Consider the following 16,579-nt stretch of genomic DNA (forward strand, 5'->3'; position numbering starts at 1 on the left):
CCCTGGGAAGGTTTTTTCCCTCCCAGGGCCTGTAGGGCCTGTAACGGTGGGCTGTAAGAAGGGCGGTCTTACCGATCAGCCGGCGGCTCCACCGGCGGCGCGGCGGGCGCTGGCGGCCCGGCAGCGCCGGGCTCGGGGTCCGCGGGCGCATCCCCCGGCGTGGCTTCCGGATTCGCGGCCTGGGGGAGGGGCGGGATGGGGTGCTCGGGCGTCACCCCGCGCCGCGTGACGGCGTACAGCACCCGCACCAGCAGGAGCCCCCCAGCAATGGCCAGCAGGACGCGCCAGACGATGGGTGGGACCGGGGGCTCGCTCACGGTGAACCGCGCGTGGGCCGCCTTGGGGCGGGTGGTGAGGAAGCGCACGTCCACATCCCACGTGCCGGGCTCGTCGGGGACGAACTCGGTGCTCCAGCCCACGGCGTCGCGCGTCAGGGTTCGCGTCACCTGGCCGGGCACGCCCTCGCGGGAGAACGCGACCGTGACGGCGCCCTGGAAGGGCGGGCCCTGGAGGTTTCCCACCGACAGGGTCAGCCGCAGGGGCTCACCGGGGCGGGGGACGGCGGGGGTGAGGACGCCCTGGATCTGGTCCTCCGCGTCCCGCCAGGACAGGGAGAGCAGCTCTCCCTTGCGCTCGACCTTGATCTGATCCGGAGCAGGGGCCGCGGCGGCATGCAGGGCCAGCAGGCAGGTCATGACGACCCACCCCAGGAAGGAGTCCGTGCGCCTTTGCCTCATGGGCGGCTGTCCCCTAAGATGCGCTCCCCTGTCACCCTTCACTGAGCCCGCTCCCCCCGGGGAGTCCCCGGGATGAACCCTCAAGCTTTCGGGAAATACCAGCTCCTCAAGAAGCTCGCCACGGGCGGCATGGCCGAAGTCTGGCTTGCTCGTCAGTCCGGAATCGAGGGCTTCCAGAAGGAGCTTGTCGTCAAGCGCATCCTCCCGCACCTCGCGGAGGACCGCGAGTTCGTGGAGATGTTCAAGAACGAGGCGCTGATCGCCGCGCGCTTCAATCACCCGAACATCGCGCAGGTCTACGAATTCGGGGAGGCCAACGGGACCTATTACATCGCCATGGAGTTCATCCACGGCGAGGACCTGGGCCGGGTCATGCGCAAGGCCAGCGGGATGAACCAGTGGATCGCCCGTCCGCTGGCCATCCGCATCGTCGCGTCCGCGTGCGAGGGCCTCTACTACGCGCACAGCCGCACGGATGACCGGGGCCAGCCGCTCAACGTGGTGCACCGCGACATCAGCCCGCAGAACATCCTGATCAGCTTCGATGGTTCGGTGAAGCTGGTGGACTTCGGCATCGCCAAGGCCGCGGATCAGGCGTCCATGACGAAGTCCGGCGCCATCAAGGGCAAGTTCGCGTACATGGCGCCCGAGCAGGCCGCGGGCAAGCACCTGGACCGGCGCGCGGACATCTTCGCCATCGGCCTGGTGCTGTACGAGATGCTCACCGGGCACCGGCCGCTCAAGAAGGACTCGGAGCTGGCCACGCTGCAGGCGGCCATGGAGTGCGCCATCCCGTCCCCGTCCGAGGTGGCCGACGTGCCCCGGGACATGGACCACGTGGTGATGCGCGCCCTGGCCAAGAGCGCGGATGACCGCTACGACAACGCGCGCGAGTTCCAGACGGCGCTGGAGGAACTGCTCGTCAACGAGCGCTGGCTCGTCACCTCCGGGCAGATCTCGGAGCTGATGAAGACGCTGTTCGCGGACCGGCTGCAGGAGGAGCTCAAGCAGGGCCAGTTCGTGCCCGTGGGCGAGGACTCCAACACCTCGCCGCCCCGGCCGCCCCCGGACATGAGCTGGGATGCGCCTCCGGGCGAGCCGTCCCAGTCGCGCGGCTCGCGCGGCAACACCCGCACGGGCGCCGCGCCCCGCCGCGCCACGGGCATGTCGCCCGCGCTGGCGGAGGACCCGAACGAATACGACGCGCCGTCGCTCACCGGCGTGGAGCCGCAGCCCCGCCGGCGCTCCAGCGTGTCGGAGCCGGTGGCCCGGCGCGGCACGGGCACCAGCAACCCGAACGCCACGCAGATTGCCCGCACCAACTCGCGCTCGGACCTGCGCAGCCAGCAGGTGGAGGACGTCCCGCCGCCCCGGCGCACGTCGTCGCGCGCGGTGCCGGTGTCGGAGCCGCCCATGCGTTCGCGCTCGGGCGTGCACCGGATGGACCTGGAGGACGACGAGCGCACGCGCCTGCCGCCGCCGGAGGATGATCCGGACACGGTACCCGCGCCCCTGCCGCCGCGCCGCCGCACCAGCACCAGCCAGTCCGCCGCCGTGGAGCCGCCGCGCCGCCGCACCTCCAGCCGCGTGGACGCGCCGCGCCCGCGCCCGGTGGCCCCGCCGGTGGACGACGAGGACTCCGGCGAGCGCCGCCCGTCTCGCAACAGCGCCCCTCCGCTCCCGGAGCCGGTGAAGCCGAAGGGTGGCAGCGTCCGCGCGCTCGTCACGGTGGGCTTCGTCGTGGGCCTGCTGGCGCTGGGCGTGCTCTTCCGCGAGCCCATCATGCTGGCGCTCACGTCCAAGGCCGCGGACGCGCAGGGCGTGTGGCTCACGGTGAACACCAACCAGCCGGTGAAGGTGTCCGTGCGGCACACGGAGCGCTGCGGCAGCCCGGAGCCGGTGACGCTGCTGGGCACCGCGCCGCTCACCCGCGTGCAGGGCGCGCACCTGCAGGACACGCTCATCCTGGAGAACGACGCCCAGGGCATCTACCTGGAGGACTCCGAGGAGCTCGCGTTCGGCCAGCCCGGCGAGCTGAAGACCTTCGAGCGCAGCTTCAAGGAGGGCACCCTCAAGCTGAAGATCACCCCCAAGGGGATGACGACGGGCCTGACGGTGTACCGGAACAACCAGATGATGGGCAGCGCCGGCACGACGCTGAAGCTGATGGAGGGCAAGCAGCGCCTGGAGCTGCGCGGCAAGCAGCTCAAGGAGCCCATCGCCTTCGAGACCACCATCAAGCCCGACGAGACGACCGAGCAGCCGCTGGACCTGGCCTCCGCGCTCTAGTAGCGCGGCAGGGAAGGGTCCACGGTGCGCGAGTACAGGTCGATGCCGCCCTGGAGCGACACGGCCTGCAGCCCCCGGTCGATGAGGTACGCGGCGCCGTCCAGGCTGCGCACGCCGTGGTGGCAGTAGACGACGACGGGGCGGCCCTTCAGCGCGTCCAGCTGCTCGTGGAAGTCCTCCAGCTCCGGCAGGGGCATCAGCACCGAGCCGGGCAGGGCCACCCATTCGTGCTCGTGGGGGAAGCGCACGTCCACCAGCACGGGGCGTGACTCGGGGGGGCCTGCCAGGCGCCGGGCCAGCTCGGCGGGGGTGATTTCAGGGATGGGCATGGGGGTTATCTTCTGTTGAGCCGGGAAGGGGCCCGTCAGGTCCCTTGGCTTTTCGGGCGCCAGGGCGTTATGAGGCGCCGTCTACGAGGAGAGTGAAGCACATGGACACTTCTACCGCCGTCGCCGGCTCCACGCCGGCCTCCCAGCCCGCCACCTCCGCGCCCGTCGTCCTGACGGCCGCCGCCCTCACCCAGGTGAAGACGGTCATCGAGGCCCAGGGCTTCCAGGGCTACTACTTCTCCATCCGCGTGGTGCCCTCCGGCTGCAGCGGCCTGGGCTACGACCTGAACCTCGTGAAGGAGACGAAGGCAGGCGATCAGCTCTGGGAGCAGGATGGCGTGAAGATCGCCACCGACGCGCTGAGCGCCCAGTACCTGTCGGGCACGCACATCGACTACGTCACCAGCATCACCGGCGCGGGCTTCAAGTTCGAGAACCCCAACGCCAAGTCGTCCTGCGGCTGCGGCACGTCGTTCACCACCTGAGCCGGCTTCCGGCTTGAGGTGGAGGGAGGGCCGGGAGGGACGCCAGCCAGGCGTGCCCCCGGCCCTTCGTGCGTTCAGGCGCCGGCCACGGGCTTCATCACCTTCATCCAGTTCTGCTCCTCCTTGCCGCGGCCCCGGCGCTGGGCGCGGCGGGCCTCCGCCTCCTGGAAGGCCTGGCGCTCCGCGTCCGACTCCAGCAGCAGCGGCGGCACGGGCACGCCCTTGCCGTCCTGGCCCTGCGCCACGAAGGTGAGCAGCGCGCTGGTGGTCAGGTGCCGCTCACCGGTGAGCGGGTTCTCCGCGTGCACGGTGACGCCCACCTCCAGCGAGGTGCGGAACGCCGCGAGCACGCGCGCGTGCAGGAGGGCAATCCAGCCCACGCGGATGGGGGCGTGGAAGTGCAGGTCGTCCATGGACGCCGTCACCACGACCTGACGGCAATGGCGCTGGGCGGCCACGGCGCCGCAGATGTCGATCCACTGCATCACCTTCCCGCCGAACGCGGCGTTCAGGTTGTTGGCGTCCGGGGGGAGGATGAGCTGCGTCATCACCACTTCGGAGTCGCGCGGGCTCTTCGGGCTGAGGTCGTGCATGGCGCCGGGCAGCGTCGCACGAGACATGCGCCGCGTCAGGCGAGGAATGCGGAGACGCGGTCCATGAACTCCTCGCGGCCCTGCCCCCGGCGGATGTCCTGCTTGGACACGTCCACCACCAGGCAGTCCACGCCGTACTTCTCCTGGAGCACCTGGGGGAAGCCCGCGTAGTAGCCGTTGAGGCCCTTGAGGAACTGCCGCCCGATGCCCTTCTCCTCCGCGCGGCCGCGCGTGCGGATGCGCTGGAGCAGCACGTCCTCCGACGGCACGTCGAAGCAGATGACCTTGTCGGGCCGCACGATGTGGCGCGACAGCCGCTGGAAGTACTCGTAGTACAGGTCCAGCTCCGCGTTCGTCATGTGCCCCAGGCCGTGCAGGTACTTGGCGAAGATTTCCGGGTCCTCGTACAGCGTGCGGTCCTGCACGCAGCTCTTCCTGACGGAGTGGATGAGCTCGTGGTGCTCCACGCGCCGGATGAGGAACTCCAGCTGGAGCGTGAACGACCAGCGGCTCATGTCGCCGTAGTAGTCGCGCAGGAAGCGGTTATCGATGACGGGCTCGTCGAACAGCTCGAAGCCGAAGCCCTGGCTGATGAGCTTCGCGGCCGTCGTCTTGCCCGCGCCGATGTTGCCCGCCAGCGCCACGAAGCGCTTGGCGCGGGGCACCTTGACCTTGAGCTTGAGCGTGTTGCGGGCCGAGGGCTTCGGTTCAGCGCCGTCCGTGGGCGGCGCCTTCGACGGGGGCGGCTCGGTGCGGGACGTCGCGGGACGCGCGCGGGCGGTGGTGCGGGGCATGGAGCCCGAAGGCTTAACCCGGCTTTCCAGAGGCGTCCATTCGCTGGCGGAGCAGATCCGGCCGGTCGGTCATGATGCCGCCGACTCCTTCCACCAGGAGCCGGTCCATCTCCGCCGGATCATCCACCGTCCACACGTTGATCCACTTGCCGCGCTCGGCCGCGGCCTGGAGCAGCGCGTCGTCCACCAGCCGGACCTCGCCGAAGTACAGCGGCATGTCGAGCACGCGGTAGCGCGCGTCCTCCGGCGGCGGCTCGCCCGCCTTGAGCGCCAGGACGAACGCGGCCAGCGCGTCGCGCGGGTAGAAGTGGCACACGTCGGGCAGCTTCTCGTGGAGCCGCTCCGCGATGACGTCCTGCTCGCTGCCGATGCACACGCGACCCAGGGCCCCTTCCTCGGTCAGCAAGCGGGCGAGCACGGCTTCCGCGCCCGGCACGTCCGGCTTGAGCTCCACGTTGAGGCGCAGGGCAGGGAAGGCGCGCAGCACCTCGCGCAGCGTGGGCAGGCGCACGCCCTGGCCCCGGAAGGGGAAGGTGCGGCCCTCGTCCGGCGTGAACTGGTGGCCCGCGTCCAGCTTGCGCAGCTCCGCGAGCGTGAGCGCCGCGAGCGGGCCGGTGCCGTCGGTGCAGCGCTCCAGCGTGTCGTCGTGCGCGACGATGACCTCGCCGTCGCGCGACAGGTGCACGTCCAGTTCCAGCATGTCCGTGCGGTGCGTATGGACCGCGCGCTGGAACGCCTCCAGCGTGTTCTCCGGCGCGAGCAGCGCGCCGCCGCGATGCGCGATGTGGAGCGTGGGCCTCAGCCCATTAAGAAACATGTCGCGCGGCAGCATGATCCACCTATTCCTGAATTGACGACGATGTCACGGACAGGGGCCCGGTCCGTTCCTTGCCGGTCCCACCAACCCACCGGTATAAGGGCCCGAATCCTCAGCCCGACCGGCGTCGGACTTCAACCACCACGGCGCCCCTCACCCCCCGGAGAGATAGACATGGAACTGCGCACGAAGCTGGGCGCCGCTGCCCTCCTGGCCGCCGCGGCGATGGCCACCGCGGCCGGCTGTGGCGGTCGTGACGATGACAACCCCACCCCCACTCCCGACGCCGGCTGCACGGGCGTGTGCAGCACCGACGCGGGCAGCGATGCCGGCGTGGACGCGGGCACGAACACCGACGCGGGCACGGACGCGGGCACGGCGAACCAGATCGCCGCGACGCGCAAGGTGCCGTTCAACACCAAGGTGACGCTGCGCGACGTGGTGGTCACCGACGTGGACTACGAGAAGCTGGGCAATGACGGGGCGCAGTGGCGCTCGTTCTTCTGGGTGACGGATCCGGCCTTCCCGAAGGAAGGCCTCTACATCACCAAGTTCTACGACGACACGCCGGACACCTACCGCCCCCAGCCGGGCAACAAGATCGACATCGAGGGCTACTTCGGCACCGAGCCGAACTACCAGCCGTTCAGCGGCCGTCGCCACCACCTGGCGAACGACTTCCGCAACGCGAAGAAGCTCATCATCACCGTGAAGTCCGACGCGGGCGTGGATGCCCGTCCGGCGGCCAACGAGGTGACGACGGAGTCCCTGACGGCGTCGCTGGCTGCGGGTCAGGCCACCGCGCCCTTCCTGGGCACGCGCGTGCACCTGGCGGGTCCGCTCACGCTGACCAACCCGCAGCCTGGCCAGCTCCAGCGCCTGGACAAGGCGGACGCGGGCACCCTCTACTACGGCTTCGAGGTCACCGGCGGCATCCTCGTCTACCACGACAAGACCCGTGACCGGTCCGGCGACGCCGGCGTCCGCTGCGACTACCAGAAGGCGGCCCTGGATGGCGGCGCGGTGACGTTCCCCAACGGCATCAGCGGCGTCTGGGACACCTACACCTTCGCGGCGTGCGAGGACGGCGGCACGGACATCACCGGCTGCGGTCGCAACGACAATGACAGCGGCGTGCCGGGCACCGACCAGCGCTACACCTACACCATCATCCCGCAGGGCTGCGAAGACCTGCCGGGCCAGGTGAACGGCGCGGCCTTCCCGTAAGGCCGCCTGCCGTCTGACGCTTTCACCTTCCGCCTCCCAGGCCTCGCGGGCCTGGGGGGCGGTCGTGTTTCAGGAGCCCGAAAGTTCGCGTGGCCCGCCTTTGCCTGCCTAGAGTCCGCGCCGGGCGGGTCCGACGGCTCCCCCCGGGGCGGGATTGGCGGTAGGCTCCGGACACGGTTCAAAGTTCCACCCGCGGCCCACCTTTCACGTCCTTGAGCTCGCCCCAGACGGCCACCCCGTTCGGCAGATACCTGCTCATCAAGCGCCTCGCGCTGGGCGGGATGGCGGAGCTGTTCCTGGCGCACAAGCCGCCGGACCCCACGCTGGTGGTCATCAAGCGGATCCTCCCGTACCTCTCCGAGGAGCCGGAGTTCGTCCAGATGTTCCTGGACGAGGCGCGCATCGCCGCCCAGCTCCACCACCCCAACATCGTGCAGGTGCACGAGCTGGGGAAGGAGGGGGACAACATCTTCATCTGCATGGAGTACGTGGAGGGCGTGGACCTGCGCCGCGTGCTCCTGGAGGAGCACAAGTTCGGCGCCTCCATGCCGTACGGCGTCGCGGCGAAGATCTGCGCGGCCATCGCGGCGGGCCTGGACCATGCGCACTTCAGCCGGGGCGTGGACGGGCGCCCGCTGGAGCTGATCCACCGGGACGTCTCTCCGCAGAACGTGATGATCTCCTACGACGGGCGCGTGAAGCTCGTCGACTTCGGCATCGCCAAGGCCGGCGCGTTCATGGAGCGCAGCAAGCCGGGCGTCATCAAGGGGAAGTTCCTCTACCTGTCGCCCGAGCAGATCATGCAGGAGCGGCTGGACCACCGGGCGGACATCTACGCGCTCGGGGTGATGCTGTATGAAATCACCACCGGCAAGCAGCCCTTCCACCGCGCCACCACGGAGGGCATCCTCTTCGCCATCCGCTACGAGGAGCCGACGGCGCCGCACCTGGTGCGCCCGGACTACCCGGAGGCCCTGTCGCGCATCGTGATGCGGTGCCTGGTGAAGGACCGCACCCAGCGCTACCAGCGGGCCGCCGACGTGCGCCGCGACCTGGAGGCGTTCCTCGCGTCCGGCGTGCTCAAGCAGAGCCTGGACGTGACGGGGTACATCGCGCGGCTCCTGGGGGAGAAGGAGGAGCGCACCGTGCTCCACATCCCCCCGGCGAAGCGCGCGGGCCGCCACGATGCCACGCTGCCGCTGCCGTCCCTGCGCACGCCGCTGCCGCCCCCGGTGCCCGACCTGCCGGAGGACACCGCCGCGCGCACGCTGCCCCTGGCGGACGCCGAGGACACCGCCGCGCGCACGCTGCCGCTCACCGAGGACACCGCGGCGCGCACGCTGCCGCTGGACGAGGACACGGGGGCGCGCACGTTGCCGCTGGGCGGCACGGCGTCACAGCCCAGGGGGCCCTCGGCGCTGACGCCGGTGGGGCTGGTGGCCCGGCCTCCCGCGCGCCGGCCCACGGCGGAGGCCGCCGCGCTGCGCGCCTGGGACGCGGAGGAGGGTGAGCCCGAGACGCAGATGGCGCTGCCGCGCGACCTGCCCACGGGCCACCGGGACAACGACGACGAGGACGGCGAGTCCACCGCCGTCGGCACGATGCCCGGAGCCCCCGCGCCGCGCCGCCACCTGGAGCCCGTGTTCGAGGCGGAAGCCTGGGACGACGACGCGCAGGAGGAGGACGAGGACGCCGACTCCACCGTCCCGCTGCGTGCGCGCCGTCCCCGCGCCGTCGCGCCCGCGCCCGCGCGCCGGGGCGGCCCGCCGGAGCCCACCGCGCGCTCTGGGCCGTCGGGAGAGCGGGGCGCCTCGGACCGTGCGCGGCGCCCCTCGTCCGGCGTGGCCGTGCCGCGTGCGCCCGGGGCGTCGGAGGATCCGTTCGCGCCCACCCCGCGCCGCACGCCGTCCCATCTGGCGGATGATCGCGCCTCGACGCCGCCTCCGGCCCCGCGCCGTGCGGGCATGGCGTCCTCGGACGATGGCCGCTCGGAGCCCCTGTCGTCCGGCCCCCGGCGCATGGGCGACGATGGCCGCTCCGAGCCGCTGTCGTCCGGACCCCGGCGCATGGGCGACGATGGCCGCTCCGAGCCGCTGTCGTCCGGTCCCCGGCGCATGGGCGACGAAGGGCGTCTGTCGCAGCCGCCAGGCCCGCGCCGTGGGGCCTCGCCGTCCAGCGACGCGAACCGCTCCACGCCGCCCGGCGGCTCCGGGGCTCGCAACGCGCGCCCGCCGCTGAAGCCGTCACCCGAGGACGACGAGCGCTTCCACACCGACCCGGGCCCCTCCGCGGTGAGCCTCACGGATCCGACGCCGGTGACGACCGGTGACCCGGACGACGACGAGTCCACCATCGGGTTCCAGGCGCCGCGCCGGCCGCCCCGGCGCGCCGTGCGTGCCCCCGTCGAAGTGGACGAGCCCTACGACGACGAGGGGCCCGACACGCTCGACGCCTCGGGTGCGCGGAAGCGCTCGCGCATGGGCGTGCTGCTGGTGGTGGGCGTAGTGCTCGTCGCCGTGCTGGGCCTGGGGCTCGCGTGGATGATGGGCCTGTTTGGTCCGGAGGCGCAGGCGCCTCCCGCGCCCATGAAGGGGCCTCCCGTGGGCGGCCCGCCGCGGCCGGGTCCCCAGGGTGCGGCCCCCGCGAAGGACCCCTCGCCCGGAGTTCCGGACGAGGCCTTGGCGCCGAAGCCCGCCGACCCCGTCCTCGCGGACACGGCCACGACGCCGGACGCGGGAGTCGCGGTGGCCGCGGTGGGCTCCGAAGTGGCGGCCCCGCCGGCCGTGGAGACGGCGGCCCCCGTCGAGCCGCCACCCCCCGCCACCGTGGAGGTCCGCTTCGACGCTCCGGTGCGCACCGTGCTTGGCCGGCCGGGGGGCGGGAAGCTGCCCATCAACCAGGTGGTCGCCCTGGCTCCCGGCCCGCTTCGGGTTCAGTACACCTGCCCGGGAAAGCGTGCACCTCGGGGTATTGAGACCTACAACGTCCGACCTGTAACCGGGGAACTCCAGACGCTCCGGGTCCCATGCCGCAGGCGGCGCTAATTGGCACGGCGACTTACGCGTATGCGGCATCCGCACCCCCCGGAGGACACGTAGGACCGGGTAAGCTTGAGTGCCCTTAAGTCGTTGGAATTCCTTGGCTTTCCACCAAGCGGGCGCGTTTACACATGTCAGAGGGGTCCGTAGACTCCGGCCCCTCTATGGCTCGCGCGAAGAAGCGGAAGAACATCACACGACAGAGGACCTACCCCGCGGGGAGGGTGGCCCGGCAGCTCCCGGTCGCCCCGGAGCCCAACCGACTGGTGAAGGTGTGGCGGCGCGTGTTGGAGCGCCGGCTGCGCACGAGGCTGCGGGGGAAGGTGGCGGTGGAGATCCATGACAACACCCACACGATGCTGACGTTCCAGCGTCAGCGGGCGCTGTGGCGGCTGCGGCTGCACCACATGTTCCTGGCGGCGCCGGACGACGTGCTGCAGGCGCTCGCCAGCTTCGTGCGCAAGGGGGACGCGGACGCCAGCGCGCTCCTGGACCGCTACATCGAGCGCAACCGCATCTTCATCCGCCGGCTGTCCCCGGCGCAGATGCGCAAGCGGCTGCGGCTGTCGCCGGTGGGGCGCTACCACGACCTGGGGCGCATCTATGAGCGGCTCAACGAGCGCTACTTCCAGAGCCGCATCGACGCGGCCATCACCTACGGGCCGGCGCCCCGGGTGAAGGGTCCGCGCAAGAGCATCAAGATGGGCTCGTACTCGGCGGACTCGAAGGTCATCCGCATCCACCCGGCGTTGGACCAGCCGCTGGTGCCCCGGTACTTCGTGGAGTGGATCGTCTTCCACGAGATGCTGCACCACGTCTACCGCGCCCGCCGGGGCGAGGACGGCCGGCGCTGCATCCACCCGCCGGAGCTGATGGAGCACGAGAAGCGCTTCCACGACTACCAGCGGGCGCTCGCCTGGGAGCGGGAGAACCTGGACCTGCTCCTGTGCGCGCGCACGGAGCAGGCCTGAGGGAAAACGGTCCCGGTGGCCTCAGGGCAGGATGAGGCCGCCGGGGCTGCGCCGCTCGTGTGAGGGCGCGGCCGGGGGCTCTCCGGGCGCCGTGGGGGCCTGCGCCGCCTGGGCCTGCGCGCCCGCCGCGGCCAGGACCACCACCTTGGCGAAGAGGGTCTCCGCGAAGCGGGAGAAGGGCTCGTCGAGCCCATGGAAGAGGCGCCGCGCCTCGCCCCTCGCGATGTCCGCCTGGAGCGCCCGCTGGGTCGCTTCGAAGAAGGCCGCCATGCGCCACAGGCGGCGCGCGTAGCGCTGGCGCACCTCCGGGGTGAAGAAGGCCCGCGCCGCGTCCAGCACCCGCTGCCGGACCTGCTCCTGCCGCTGGGCGCCACTCAACGCCAGGGGGCTCGCCGCCAGCGCCTGCACCTGCTCCATCAACGCCCGCACCTGCTCATCGGGCGGCATCCACTCCGCGATCTCCGGCGTCGCATGGAGCTGGTCGCCCTCCAGCACGCGGCGCACGTCGTCGGGCTCGGGGGAGGGGAGGGGCTCCGGCTCGTGGACGGGCTGCACGCCGTGGTGGCGCAGCGCGGCCTCCAGGTCCGGCGGGAAGGGCGTGCGGGTGCGCAGGTTCAGGGCCGCGGCCTCGGCGAGCAGCCGGGCTCCCTCCTCGCGGGAGATCTCCATGCCCAGGCCATTCTGCAGGCCGTGCTTCAGGATGCGGCGGAGGTCTCCCCGGCTCTGCTCGGTGCGGGTGAGCTCCAGCACGCCCTGCTCGTCCGACGCGATGACCTGGAGCAGCTCCACGCCGCCGCGCACCACGCGCGTGAGCAGCAGGCCATACTGCCCCGTCGAGGACACCAGCGTCACCAGCGTGGGCAGCGTCTCCACGGCCACGGGGGCGGGCGCCGCCTTGGGGGCCTCCGGCGGGGTGACGCCGCGCGAGCGCAGCCGGTACAGCGCCTTCTTCGCGGCCTTGGCCAGCGGCTTCACCGAGGAGGCGGACAGGGCCTCCGGCAGCGCCACCTGGCCCGCCAGCACGGCGGCCTCCAGCACCGCGCCCGCCAGGGCCTCCGGCAGCGCCTCCACGTCGGCCTGCGACGCGGCGCCCACGTCGTCCACCAGCCTCCGGGCCCGCGCGACGTCCGCCTCCGGGAAGGCGGGCAGGGGCGTGCCGGCGCGCAGCGCATCCAGCAGGGGACGGGGCTCGGTGGAGGCAGGGCTCATGCGACGCGGTTCTACTTCACGCCCTACCGCCGCCGCACCAGCCAGCTCCCTCCGGCCTGTCCCACGATGACCAGTTCCGACTGCAACCGTCCGCCAAAGACGCGGGAGGGATGCACCCCGCGCACCAGGAAGTGGTCGTACCAGGTGCCCTGCGTCTCGTAGTCCATCTCCTGGGGCCGCCACTCGGAAGGGAAGGTGGGCGGCACCTCCCCCCGGTAGCGCAGCGGCGAGTGCGGCGTCGTGGCGAAGGTGAAGTTGGGCACCCCGCCGCGCTCGCGCGCCACCACCGCCGCGGCGTGGATGAAGACGGGGAAGCGCACCACGCTGGAGCGCGGGTCGAACACCAGCCCCATCACCCGGGGCCGGTTCGCCGCGACGTCGGACAGCGCCTCCAGCTCGCGGGCCTCCACGGAGAAGCGCTGGAAGCCGCGCCCCATCACGAAGGCCAGCAGCAACGCGCTCGCCGCCGCCGCCAGCGCCAACGGCCGCCGCCACTCCGGCCGCGCCGCCGGCATGCTCGCCACCAGCAGCGCCGCGGCCAGGTGCGCGTAGCGCGTGTTGAGGTAGTAGACGTACCCCCGGATGTCGAAGGGCAGCAGGAAGTAGAGCGCCAGCGCCAGCACGCCCAGCCCCAACAGCCGCCAGCGCGCCACCGGGCCCTCGCGCCGCGTCCCCGGACCCACGACGCCCAGCACCCAGCCCGCCACCGCCACCGCGCCCACGGCATACAGCGGCCACCGGTCCGACCCGTCGTGGAACGTGTTGGCGAGCACCTGGAAGAGCTCCGCGCGGTTCTGCTCGAAGCCCTTCCACGCCAGGTTCTGCGGCGAGAACGTGGGCCCCCACGCCTTCCACGGCACGCCCGGCTGGATGTCCGGCGGGTTGCCGAACCGCAGCACCACCCACGACAGGAACAGCGCCACGCCGGGCACCACGCCCAGCAGCGCCGGCACGCGCGGCCGCAGCCGGGCCATGACGCCACGCCCCGCCGCGTCCTCCGGCACCGGCGTGGTGATGAGCAGCCACGGCAGCCCGAACGCCAGGAACCCGAAGGCCTGCACGTGGAAGAGCAGCACCGCCACCAGGCACGCCGCCAGCCCCACGCCCCAGCGCGCGCGGCGCGGCGCGTCCGTCAGCGTCCGCACGAAGAGGCCGCAGCACAGCAGCGTCAGCGGCAGGGCCGCCAGGTAGTTGATGAAGCCCCAGCCGAAGCTGTCCCCGTACACGAGCGGCAGCGTGAGCAGCGCGGGCCACGACGGCCGGCCCAGGCTCCGCAGCAGGAAGGCCATGCCCAGCGGCATCCCCACCACGTACGCGGTGAGGAAGACGCGGTTGGCCATGTCCAGCGGCAGCAGCCAGTTGAGCGCGCTGACGAGGTAGTAGTACCCCAGGTACGGCGTCAGTTCGTGCCGCGCCGCGAACAGCGTGGGGTACAGCGTCGTCGGGTCGTCCAGCCGGTGCAGCACCGAGATGAGGTACAGGTGCTGCGGCAGGTCCACCATGGGCACGAGGCGCGACACCCAGAGCGGGAGCGCCCCCAGGACGAGCGCGGCGGCGAAGGCGATGCGGGCGGTTCGGTTCGTCACGGGCAGGAGGGCGCGGACTGTATGCGCGCGCCCCCGCGCCGGGCGAGCGCACCGTGTGCCCTGTTGGCGGGTAGGCAAAGGTGCGTGCGAATGCCTTGGCAGGGGGAATGCCCTGCGCTATAGGCCGGAGCGGCGGGCGCTTCCCCCAGCCTTCACGGCGCCTCGCCAAGGAGAGCGGACATGGCACGCAGCGCGACGTTGATGACCGCGGGATTGCTGCTGGGCGGCCTCTGGCTGATGCCCGCCAGCGCCCACGCCTGCGAGGCCCACGCGAAGGCGGCCGCCTCCAAGGGCTCCGCGCAGGGGGCCCCGACGCCGTCCCCGGAGGCGAAGCAGGACGAGGCGCCGCGCCCCCTGGAGGAGCTGGACCGGGTGCTCACTGCGAAGTGCTCCTGCGGCAGCAAGGCGGACTGCACCTGCAAGCGCGGCAAGTGCGAGTGCTCCAAGTGCTCGGGCCGTCATGCCCCGCGGCAGGTGATGGACGCGCTGCGCGGCCGTCCCGCGACGCAGGAGCTCCAGGAGGCGCGCAACGACGCCTCCGCCGGCATCTTCATCTGAAGCGGGAAGGGGGCCTTCGCACGCCGGCCCCCGTTGGGAATCCGCTCGGCGGCTTCAGGCCGTCGGGCTGGACGAACGCCCGCGCGGGGCCGGGGCGCTGCCCTCGGACACGAGCACGGGCCAGCCGCGCGCCATCGCCTCGCGGAAGAAGGCCGCCAGCTCATGCCGGCTGGTGTTCACCGCGCCCTGGAACGGGTCGATGAGGGCCTCCTCGCCCAGGCTCTGCTGCGAGGACAGCTGCACCGGGTGGCCGCAGCGCTCGCAGCGGATGGACACCTGGCGCACCAGGGCCACCGGCACCGCGTAGCGGGCGCTGCACTCGCCGCACTTCCACACCAGCGCGCGCTCTCCCGCCTCACGGCGCGCCAGCTGCTCCAGCTCGTCCGCCATGCGCAGGAGCGCCGGCAGGTCCTGGGGCGGCTGGGCGAAGATGGCGCTGGGGCCAAAGCCCTTGCCCGGCGAGCCCAGGGCCGGGGGACGGTCCCCCTGCAGCAGGGCGCGCATGCGGTCGCGGGCTTTCAGGTCGCGGAACTCGGCGCCGGCGAGGGCGCGCTCCACGGCCTCCATCACCGGCGGCAGGTCCGGCTCGAGGCGCTCGTCGTCCGGCAGGGTCTTGGGGAAGTCCACCAGCCGGTGGGCGGGAAGTGCGAGAAATCGGAAGGCCACGTCTCTTCCATGGCACTTGGGCCCGCCGTCCGCAAGACGCGAGTTGCTGAAGGTGGGACGCGGGCGACAGTCCGCGTCCTCCTTTTTCAGGCGGACCACTCCAGCATCCGCTGCAGGGGCGCCAGCGCCGCGTGCTGCAGGTCCGCCGGCAGCACCAGCTCCGGGGTCCGGTCCTTCATGCACCGGTAGAGCTTCTCCAACGTGTTGAGGCGCATGTACGGGCACTCGTTGCACGCGCACCCGTTGTCCGGCGGCGCCGGGATGTACGTCTTCTGCGGCGCGGACTTCTTCATCTGGTGGAGGATGCCGGCCTCCGTCACCACGATGAACTTCTGCTTCGGGCTCTTCACCACGTAGTCCAGGATGGCCTTGGTGGAGCCGATGAAGTCCGCGTGCCGCAGCACCTGCTGCTCGCACTCCGGGTGGGCCACCACCTCCGCGTCCGGGTGCTCCACCTTCAGCCCCACGAGCTTCTTCTCGCTGAAGATTTCATGGACGATGCAGCTGCCCGGCCACAGCACCATGTCGCGGCCCGTCTCCTTCATCACGTGCCGGCCCAGGTGCTGATCCGGCGCGAAGAGGATGGGGCGGTCCTTCGGGATCTGGTTCACGATGCGTACGGCGTTGGAGGACGTGCAGATGACGTCGCTCATCGCCTTCACCGCGGCGGAGCTGTTCACGTACGACACCACGAACGCGTCCGGGTGCTTGTCCTTGAAGGCCTTGAAGGCCGCGGGGGGGCAGCGGTCCGACAGCGAGCAGCCGGCCTTGAGGTCCGGGAGCAACACCTGTCGGGTGGGATTCAGAATCTTGGCGGTTTCCGCCATGAAGTGCACACCGCAGAAAACGATGACGTCGGCTTCGGTCCGCGCCGCGGCCTGCGCCAGCGCCAGGCTGTCACCGACGAAGTCGGCCACGTCCTGCACCTCGCTCTCCTGGTAGTAGTGCGCCAGGATGACCGCGTTCATGGAGCGCTTCAGCTCCCGGATGCCCGCCTCGTAATCGACCGTCTCGCCCATGGGGGGCCTCCTCGTCGCCCGCGCATTCTGTAACGGCGTCCGGGCCCGGGAGCCAGCGCGCGCGCCCGCATCCAATCCGCGCGTCCTACCCACCAAGGGGTCCCGGATGACCGCGCGTCTTTAACCTATTCCGAAAAGTCTCTTACCCCCGCGTACATCACCTAATCCGTGGGAGCAGGTAAAGTACGCGCTGGTTGTTCGTCGGCGGCTCACCGGGAAGGCGTCTCAGCGCGGAACCCGCTGGCAACAGAGAGAGCACCA

General features: G+C 71.7%; 15 protein-coding genes. 6 read left to right on the forward strand and 9 right to left on the reverse strand.

What is annotated here, in order from left to right; translation table 11 throughout:
- Positions 1 to 68: 68 nt before the first annotated feature.
- Complete coding sequence (locus JYK02_RS29025; RefSeq protein WP_207055895.1) at positions 69 to 737, reverse strand: hypothetical protein; 669 nt, start codon at positions 735 to 737, stop codon at positions 69 to 71.
- 72 nt (positions 738 to 809) lie between these two features.
- Here JYK02_RS29025 and JYK02_RS29030 point away from each other — a divergent pair, with 72 nt between their 5' ends.
- Positions 810 to 3,026: a serine/threonine protein kinase gene (locus tag JYK02_RS29030; RefSeq protein ID WP_207055897.1), complete on the forward strand. Its 2,217-nt coding sequence runs from the start codon at positions 810 to 812 to the stop codon at positions 3,024 to 3,026.
- On the opposite strand, the gene JYK02_RS29035 is transcribed toward JYK02_RS29030, so the two are convergent.
- Positions 3,023 to 3,355, reverse strand: a complete 333-nt coding sequence (locus JYK02_RS29035) for a rhodanese-like domain-containing protein (RefSeq protein WP_207055899.1) — start codon at positions 3,353 to 3,355, stop codon at positions 3,023 to 3,025. The two genes, JYK02_RS29030 and JYK02_RS29035, sit on opposite strands and share 4 nt — an antisense overlap.
- 101 nt (positions 3,356 to 3,456) lie before the next feature.
- Between JYK02_RS29035 and JYK02_RS29040 the strand changes: the two genes are divergently transcribed.
- Positions 3,457 to 3,840 (forward strand): HesB/IscA family protein, encoded by a 384-nt coding sequence (locus tag JYK02_RS29040; protein WP_207055901.1) that lies wholly within the window; start codon positions 3,457 to 3,459, stop codon positions 3,838 to 3,840.
- 74 nt (positions 3,841 to 3,914) lie between these two features.
- On the opposite strand, the gene JYK02_RS29045 is transcribed toward JYK02_RS29040, so the two are convergent.
- From JYK02_RS29045 to JYK02_RS29055, 3 genes are read right to left on the reverse strand one after another with little or no spacing between them, the layout of a single operon-like run.
- Positions 3,915 to 4,433 carry an acyl-CoA thioesterase gene (locus JYK02_RS29045; protein ID WP_207056310.1) on the reverse strand — a complete coding sequence of 173 codons (519 nt, stop codon included), beginning with the start codon at positions 4,431 to 4,433 and terminating at the stop codon, positions 3,915 to 3,917.
- Positions 4,434 to 4,468: 35 nt separating this feature from the next.
- Positions 4,469 to 5,227, reverse strand: a complete 759-nt coding sequence (locus tag JYK02_RS29050) for a deoxynucleoside kinase (protein WP_207055903.1) — start codon at positions 5,225 to 5,227, stop codon at positions 4,469 to 4,471.
- A gap of 13 nt (positions 5,228 to 5,240) precedes the next feature.
- Positions 5,241 to 6,059: a glycerophosphodiester phosphodiesterase gene (locus JYK02_RS29055; protein ID WP_207055905.1), complete on the reverse strand. Its 819-nt coding sequence runs from the start codon at positions 6,057 to 6,059 to the stop codon at positions 5,241 to 5,243.
- 159 nt (positions 6,060 to 6,218) lie between these two features.
- Here JYK02_RS29055 and JYK02_RS29060 point away from each other — a divergent pair, with 159 nt between their 5' ends.
- From JYK02_RS29060 to JYK02_RS29070, 3 genes are all read left to right on the forward strand, one after another.
- A complete protein-coding gene (locus tag JYK02_RS29060; RefSeq protein WP_207056369.1) occupies positions 6,219 to 7,271 on the forward strand; it encodes a hypothetical protein in 1,053 nt (350 codons plus the stop codon).
- A gap of 212 nt (positions 7,272 to 7,483) precedes the next feature.
- Entirely contained in the window at positions 7,484 to 10,315 is a 2,832-nt protein-coding gene (locus tag JYK02_RS29065) for a serine/threonine-protein kinase (RefSeq protein ID WP_207055906.1), read from the forward strand.
- Positions 10,316 to 10,533: 218 nt separating this feature from the next.
- Positions 10,534 to 11,280: a hypothetical protein gene (locus tag JYK02_RS29070; RefSeq protein WP_207055908.1), complete on the forward strand. Its 747-nt coding sequence runs from the start codon at positions 10,534 to 10,536 to the stop codon at positions 11,278 to 11,280.
- Positions 11,281 to 11,301: 21 nt separating this feature from the next.
- Here the strand turns inward: JYK02_RS29070 and JYK02_RS29075 are convergent, their stop codons facing one another.
- Together JYK02_RS29075 and JYK02_RS29080 are read right to left on the reverse strand one after the other, a co-directional pair.
- A complete protein-coding gene (locus tag JYK02_RS29075) occupies positions 11,302 to 12,489 on the reverse strand; it encodes a hypothetical protein (protein WP_207055910.1) in 1,188 nt (395 codons plus the stop codon).
- A 23-nt stretch (positions 12,490 to 12,512) separates the two neighbouring features.
- A complete protein-coding gene (locus tag JYK02_RS29080) occupies positions 12,513 to 14,075 on the reverse strand; it encodes a hypothetical protein (protein WP_207055912.1) in 1,563 nt (520 codons plus the stop codon).
- A gap of 180 nt (positions 14,076 to 14,255) precedes the next feature.
- On the opposite strand from JYK02_RS29080, the gene JYK02_RS29085 reads away from it, so the two are divergent.
- Positions 14,256 to 14,633 (forward strand): metallothionein, encoded by a 378-nt coding sequence (locus JYK02_RS29085; protein WP_207055914.1) that lies wholly within the window; start codon positions 14,256 to 14,258, stop codon positions 14,631 to 14,633.
- 54 nt (positions 14,634 to 14,687) lie between these two features.
- On the opposite strand, the gene JYK02_RS29090 is transcribed toward JYK02_RS29085, so the two are convergent.
- Positions 14,688 to 15,299: a hypothetical protein gene (locus JYK02_RS29090; RefSeq protein ID WP_207055916.1), complete on the reverse strand. Its 612-nt coding sequence runs from the start codon at positions 15,297 to 15,299 to the stop codon at positions 14,688 to 14,690.
- Positions 15,300 to 15,385: 86 nt separating this feature from the next.
- Positions 15,386 to 16,318 (reverse strand): quinolinate synthase NadA, encoded by a 933-nt coding sequence (nadA, locus tag JYK02_RS29095; RefSeq protein WP_207055918.1) that lies wholly within the window; start codon positions 16,316 to 16,318, stop codon positions 15,386 to 15,388.
- Positions 16,319 to 16,579: the final 261 nt, after the last annotated feature.

Origin of the sequence: Corallococcus macrosporus, from assembly GCF_017302985.1 — a bacterium.
Classification (GTDB): domain Bacteria; phylum Myxococcota; class Myxococcia; order Myxococcales; family Myxococcaceae; genus Corallococcus; species Corallococcus macrosporus_A.

Bases quoted from the DNA above. Each gene is read 5' to 3' on its own strand.
- JYK02_RS29060 (WP_207056369.1), top strand. From the start codon at position 6,219: ATGGAACTGCGCACGAAGCTGGGCGCCGCTGCCCTCCTGGCCGCCGCG.
- JYK02_RS29055 (WP_207055905.1), bottom strand. From the start codon at position 6,059: ATGCTGCCGCGCGACATGTTTCTTAATGGGCTGAGGCCCACGCTCCAC.
- nadA (WP_207055918.1), bottom strand. From the start codon at position 16,318: ATGGGCGAGACGGTCGATTACGAGGCGGGCATCCGGGAGCTGAAGCGC.
- JYK02_RS29075 (WP_207055910.1), bottom strand. From the start codon at position 12,489: ATGAGCCCTGCCTCCACCGAGCCCCGTCCCCTGCTGGATGCGCTGCGC.
- JYK02_RS29040 (WP_207055901.1), top strand. From the start codon at position 3,457: ATGGACACTTCTACCGCCGTCGCCGGCTCCACGCCGGCCTCCCAGCCC.
- JYK02_RS29045 (WP_207056310.1), bottom strand. From the start codon at position 4,433: ATGCACGACCTCAGCCCGAAGAGCCCGCGCGACTCCGAAGTGGTGATG.
- JYK02_RS29085 (WP_207055914.1), top strand. From the start codon at position 14,256: ATGGCACGCAGCGCGACGTTGATGACCGCGGGATTGCTGCTGGGCGGC.
- JYK02_RS29025 (WP_207055895.1), bottom strand. From the start codon at position 737: ATGAGGCAAAGGCGCACGGACTCCTTCCTGGGGTGGGTCGTCATGACC.
- JYK02_RS29030 (WP_207055897.1), top strand. From the start codon at position 810: ATGAACCCTCAAGCTTTCGGGAAATACCAGCTCCTCAAGAAGCTCGCC.
- JYK02_RS29035 (WP_207055899.1), bottom strand. From the start codon at position 3,355: ATGCCCATCCCTGAAATCACCCCCGCCGAGCTGGCCCGGCGCCTGGCA.
- JYK02_RS29050 (WP_207055903.1), bottom strand. From the start codon at position 5,227: ATGCCCCGCACCACCGCCCGCGCGCGTCCCGCGACGTCCCGCACCGAG.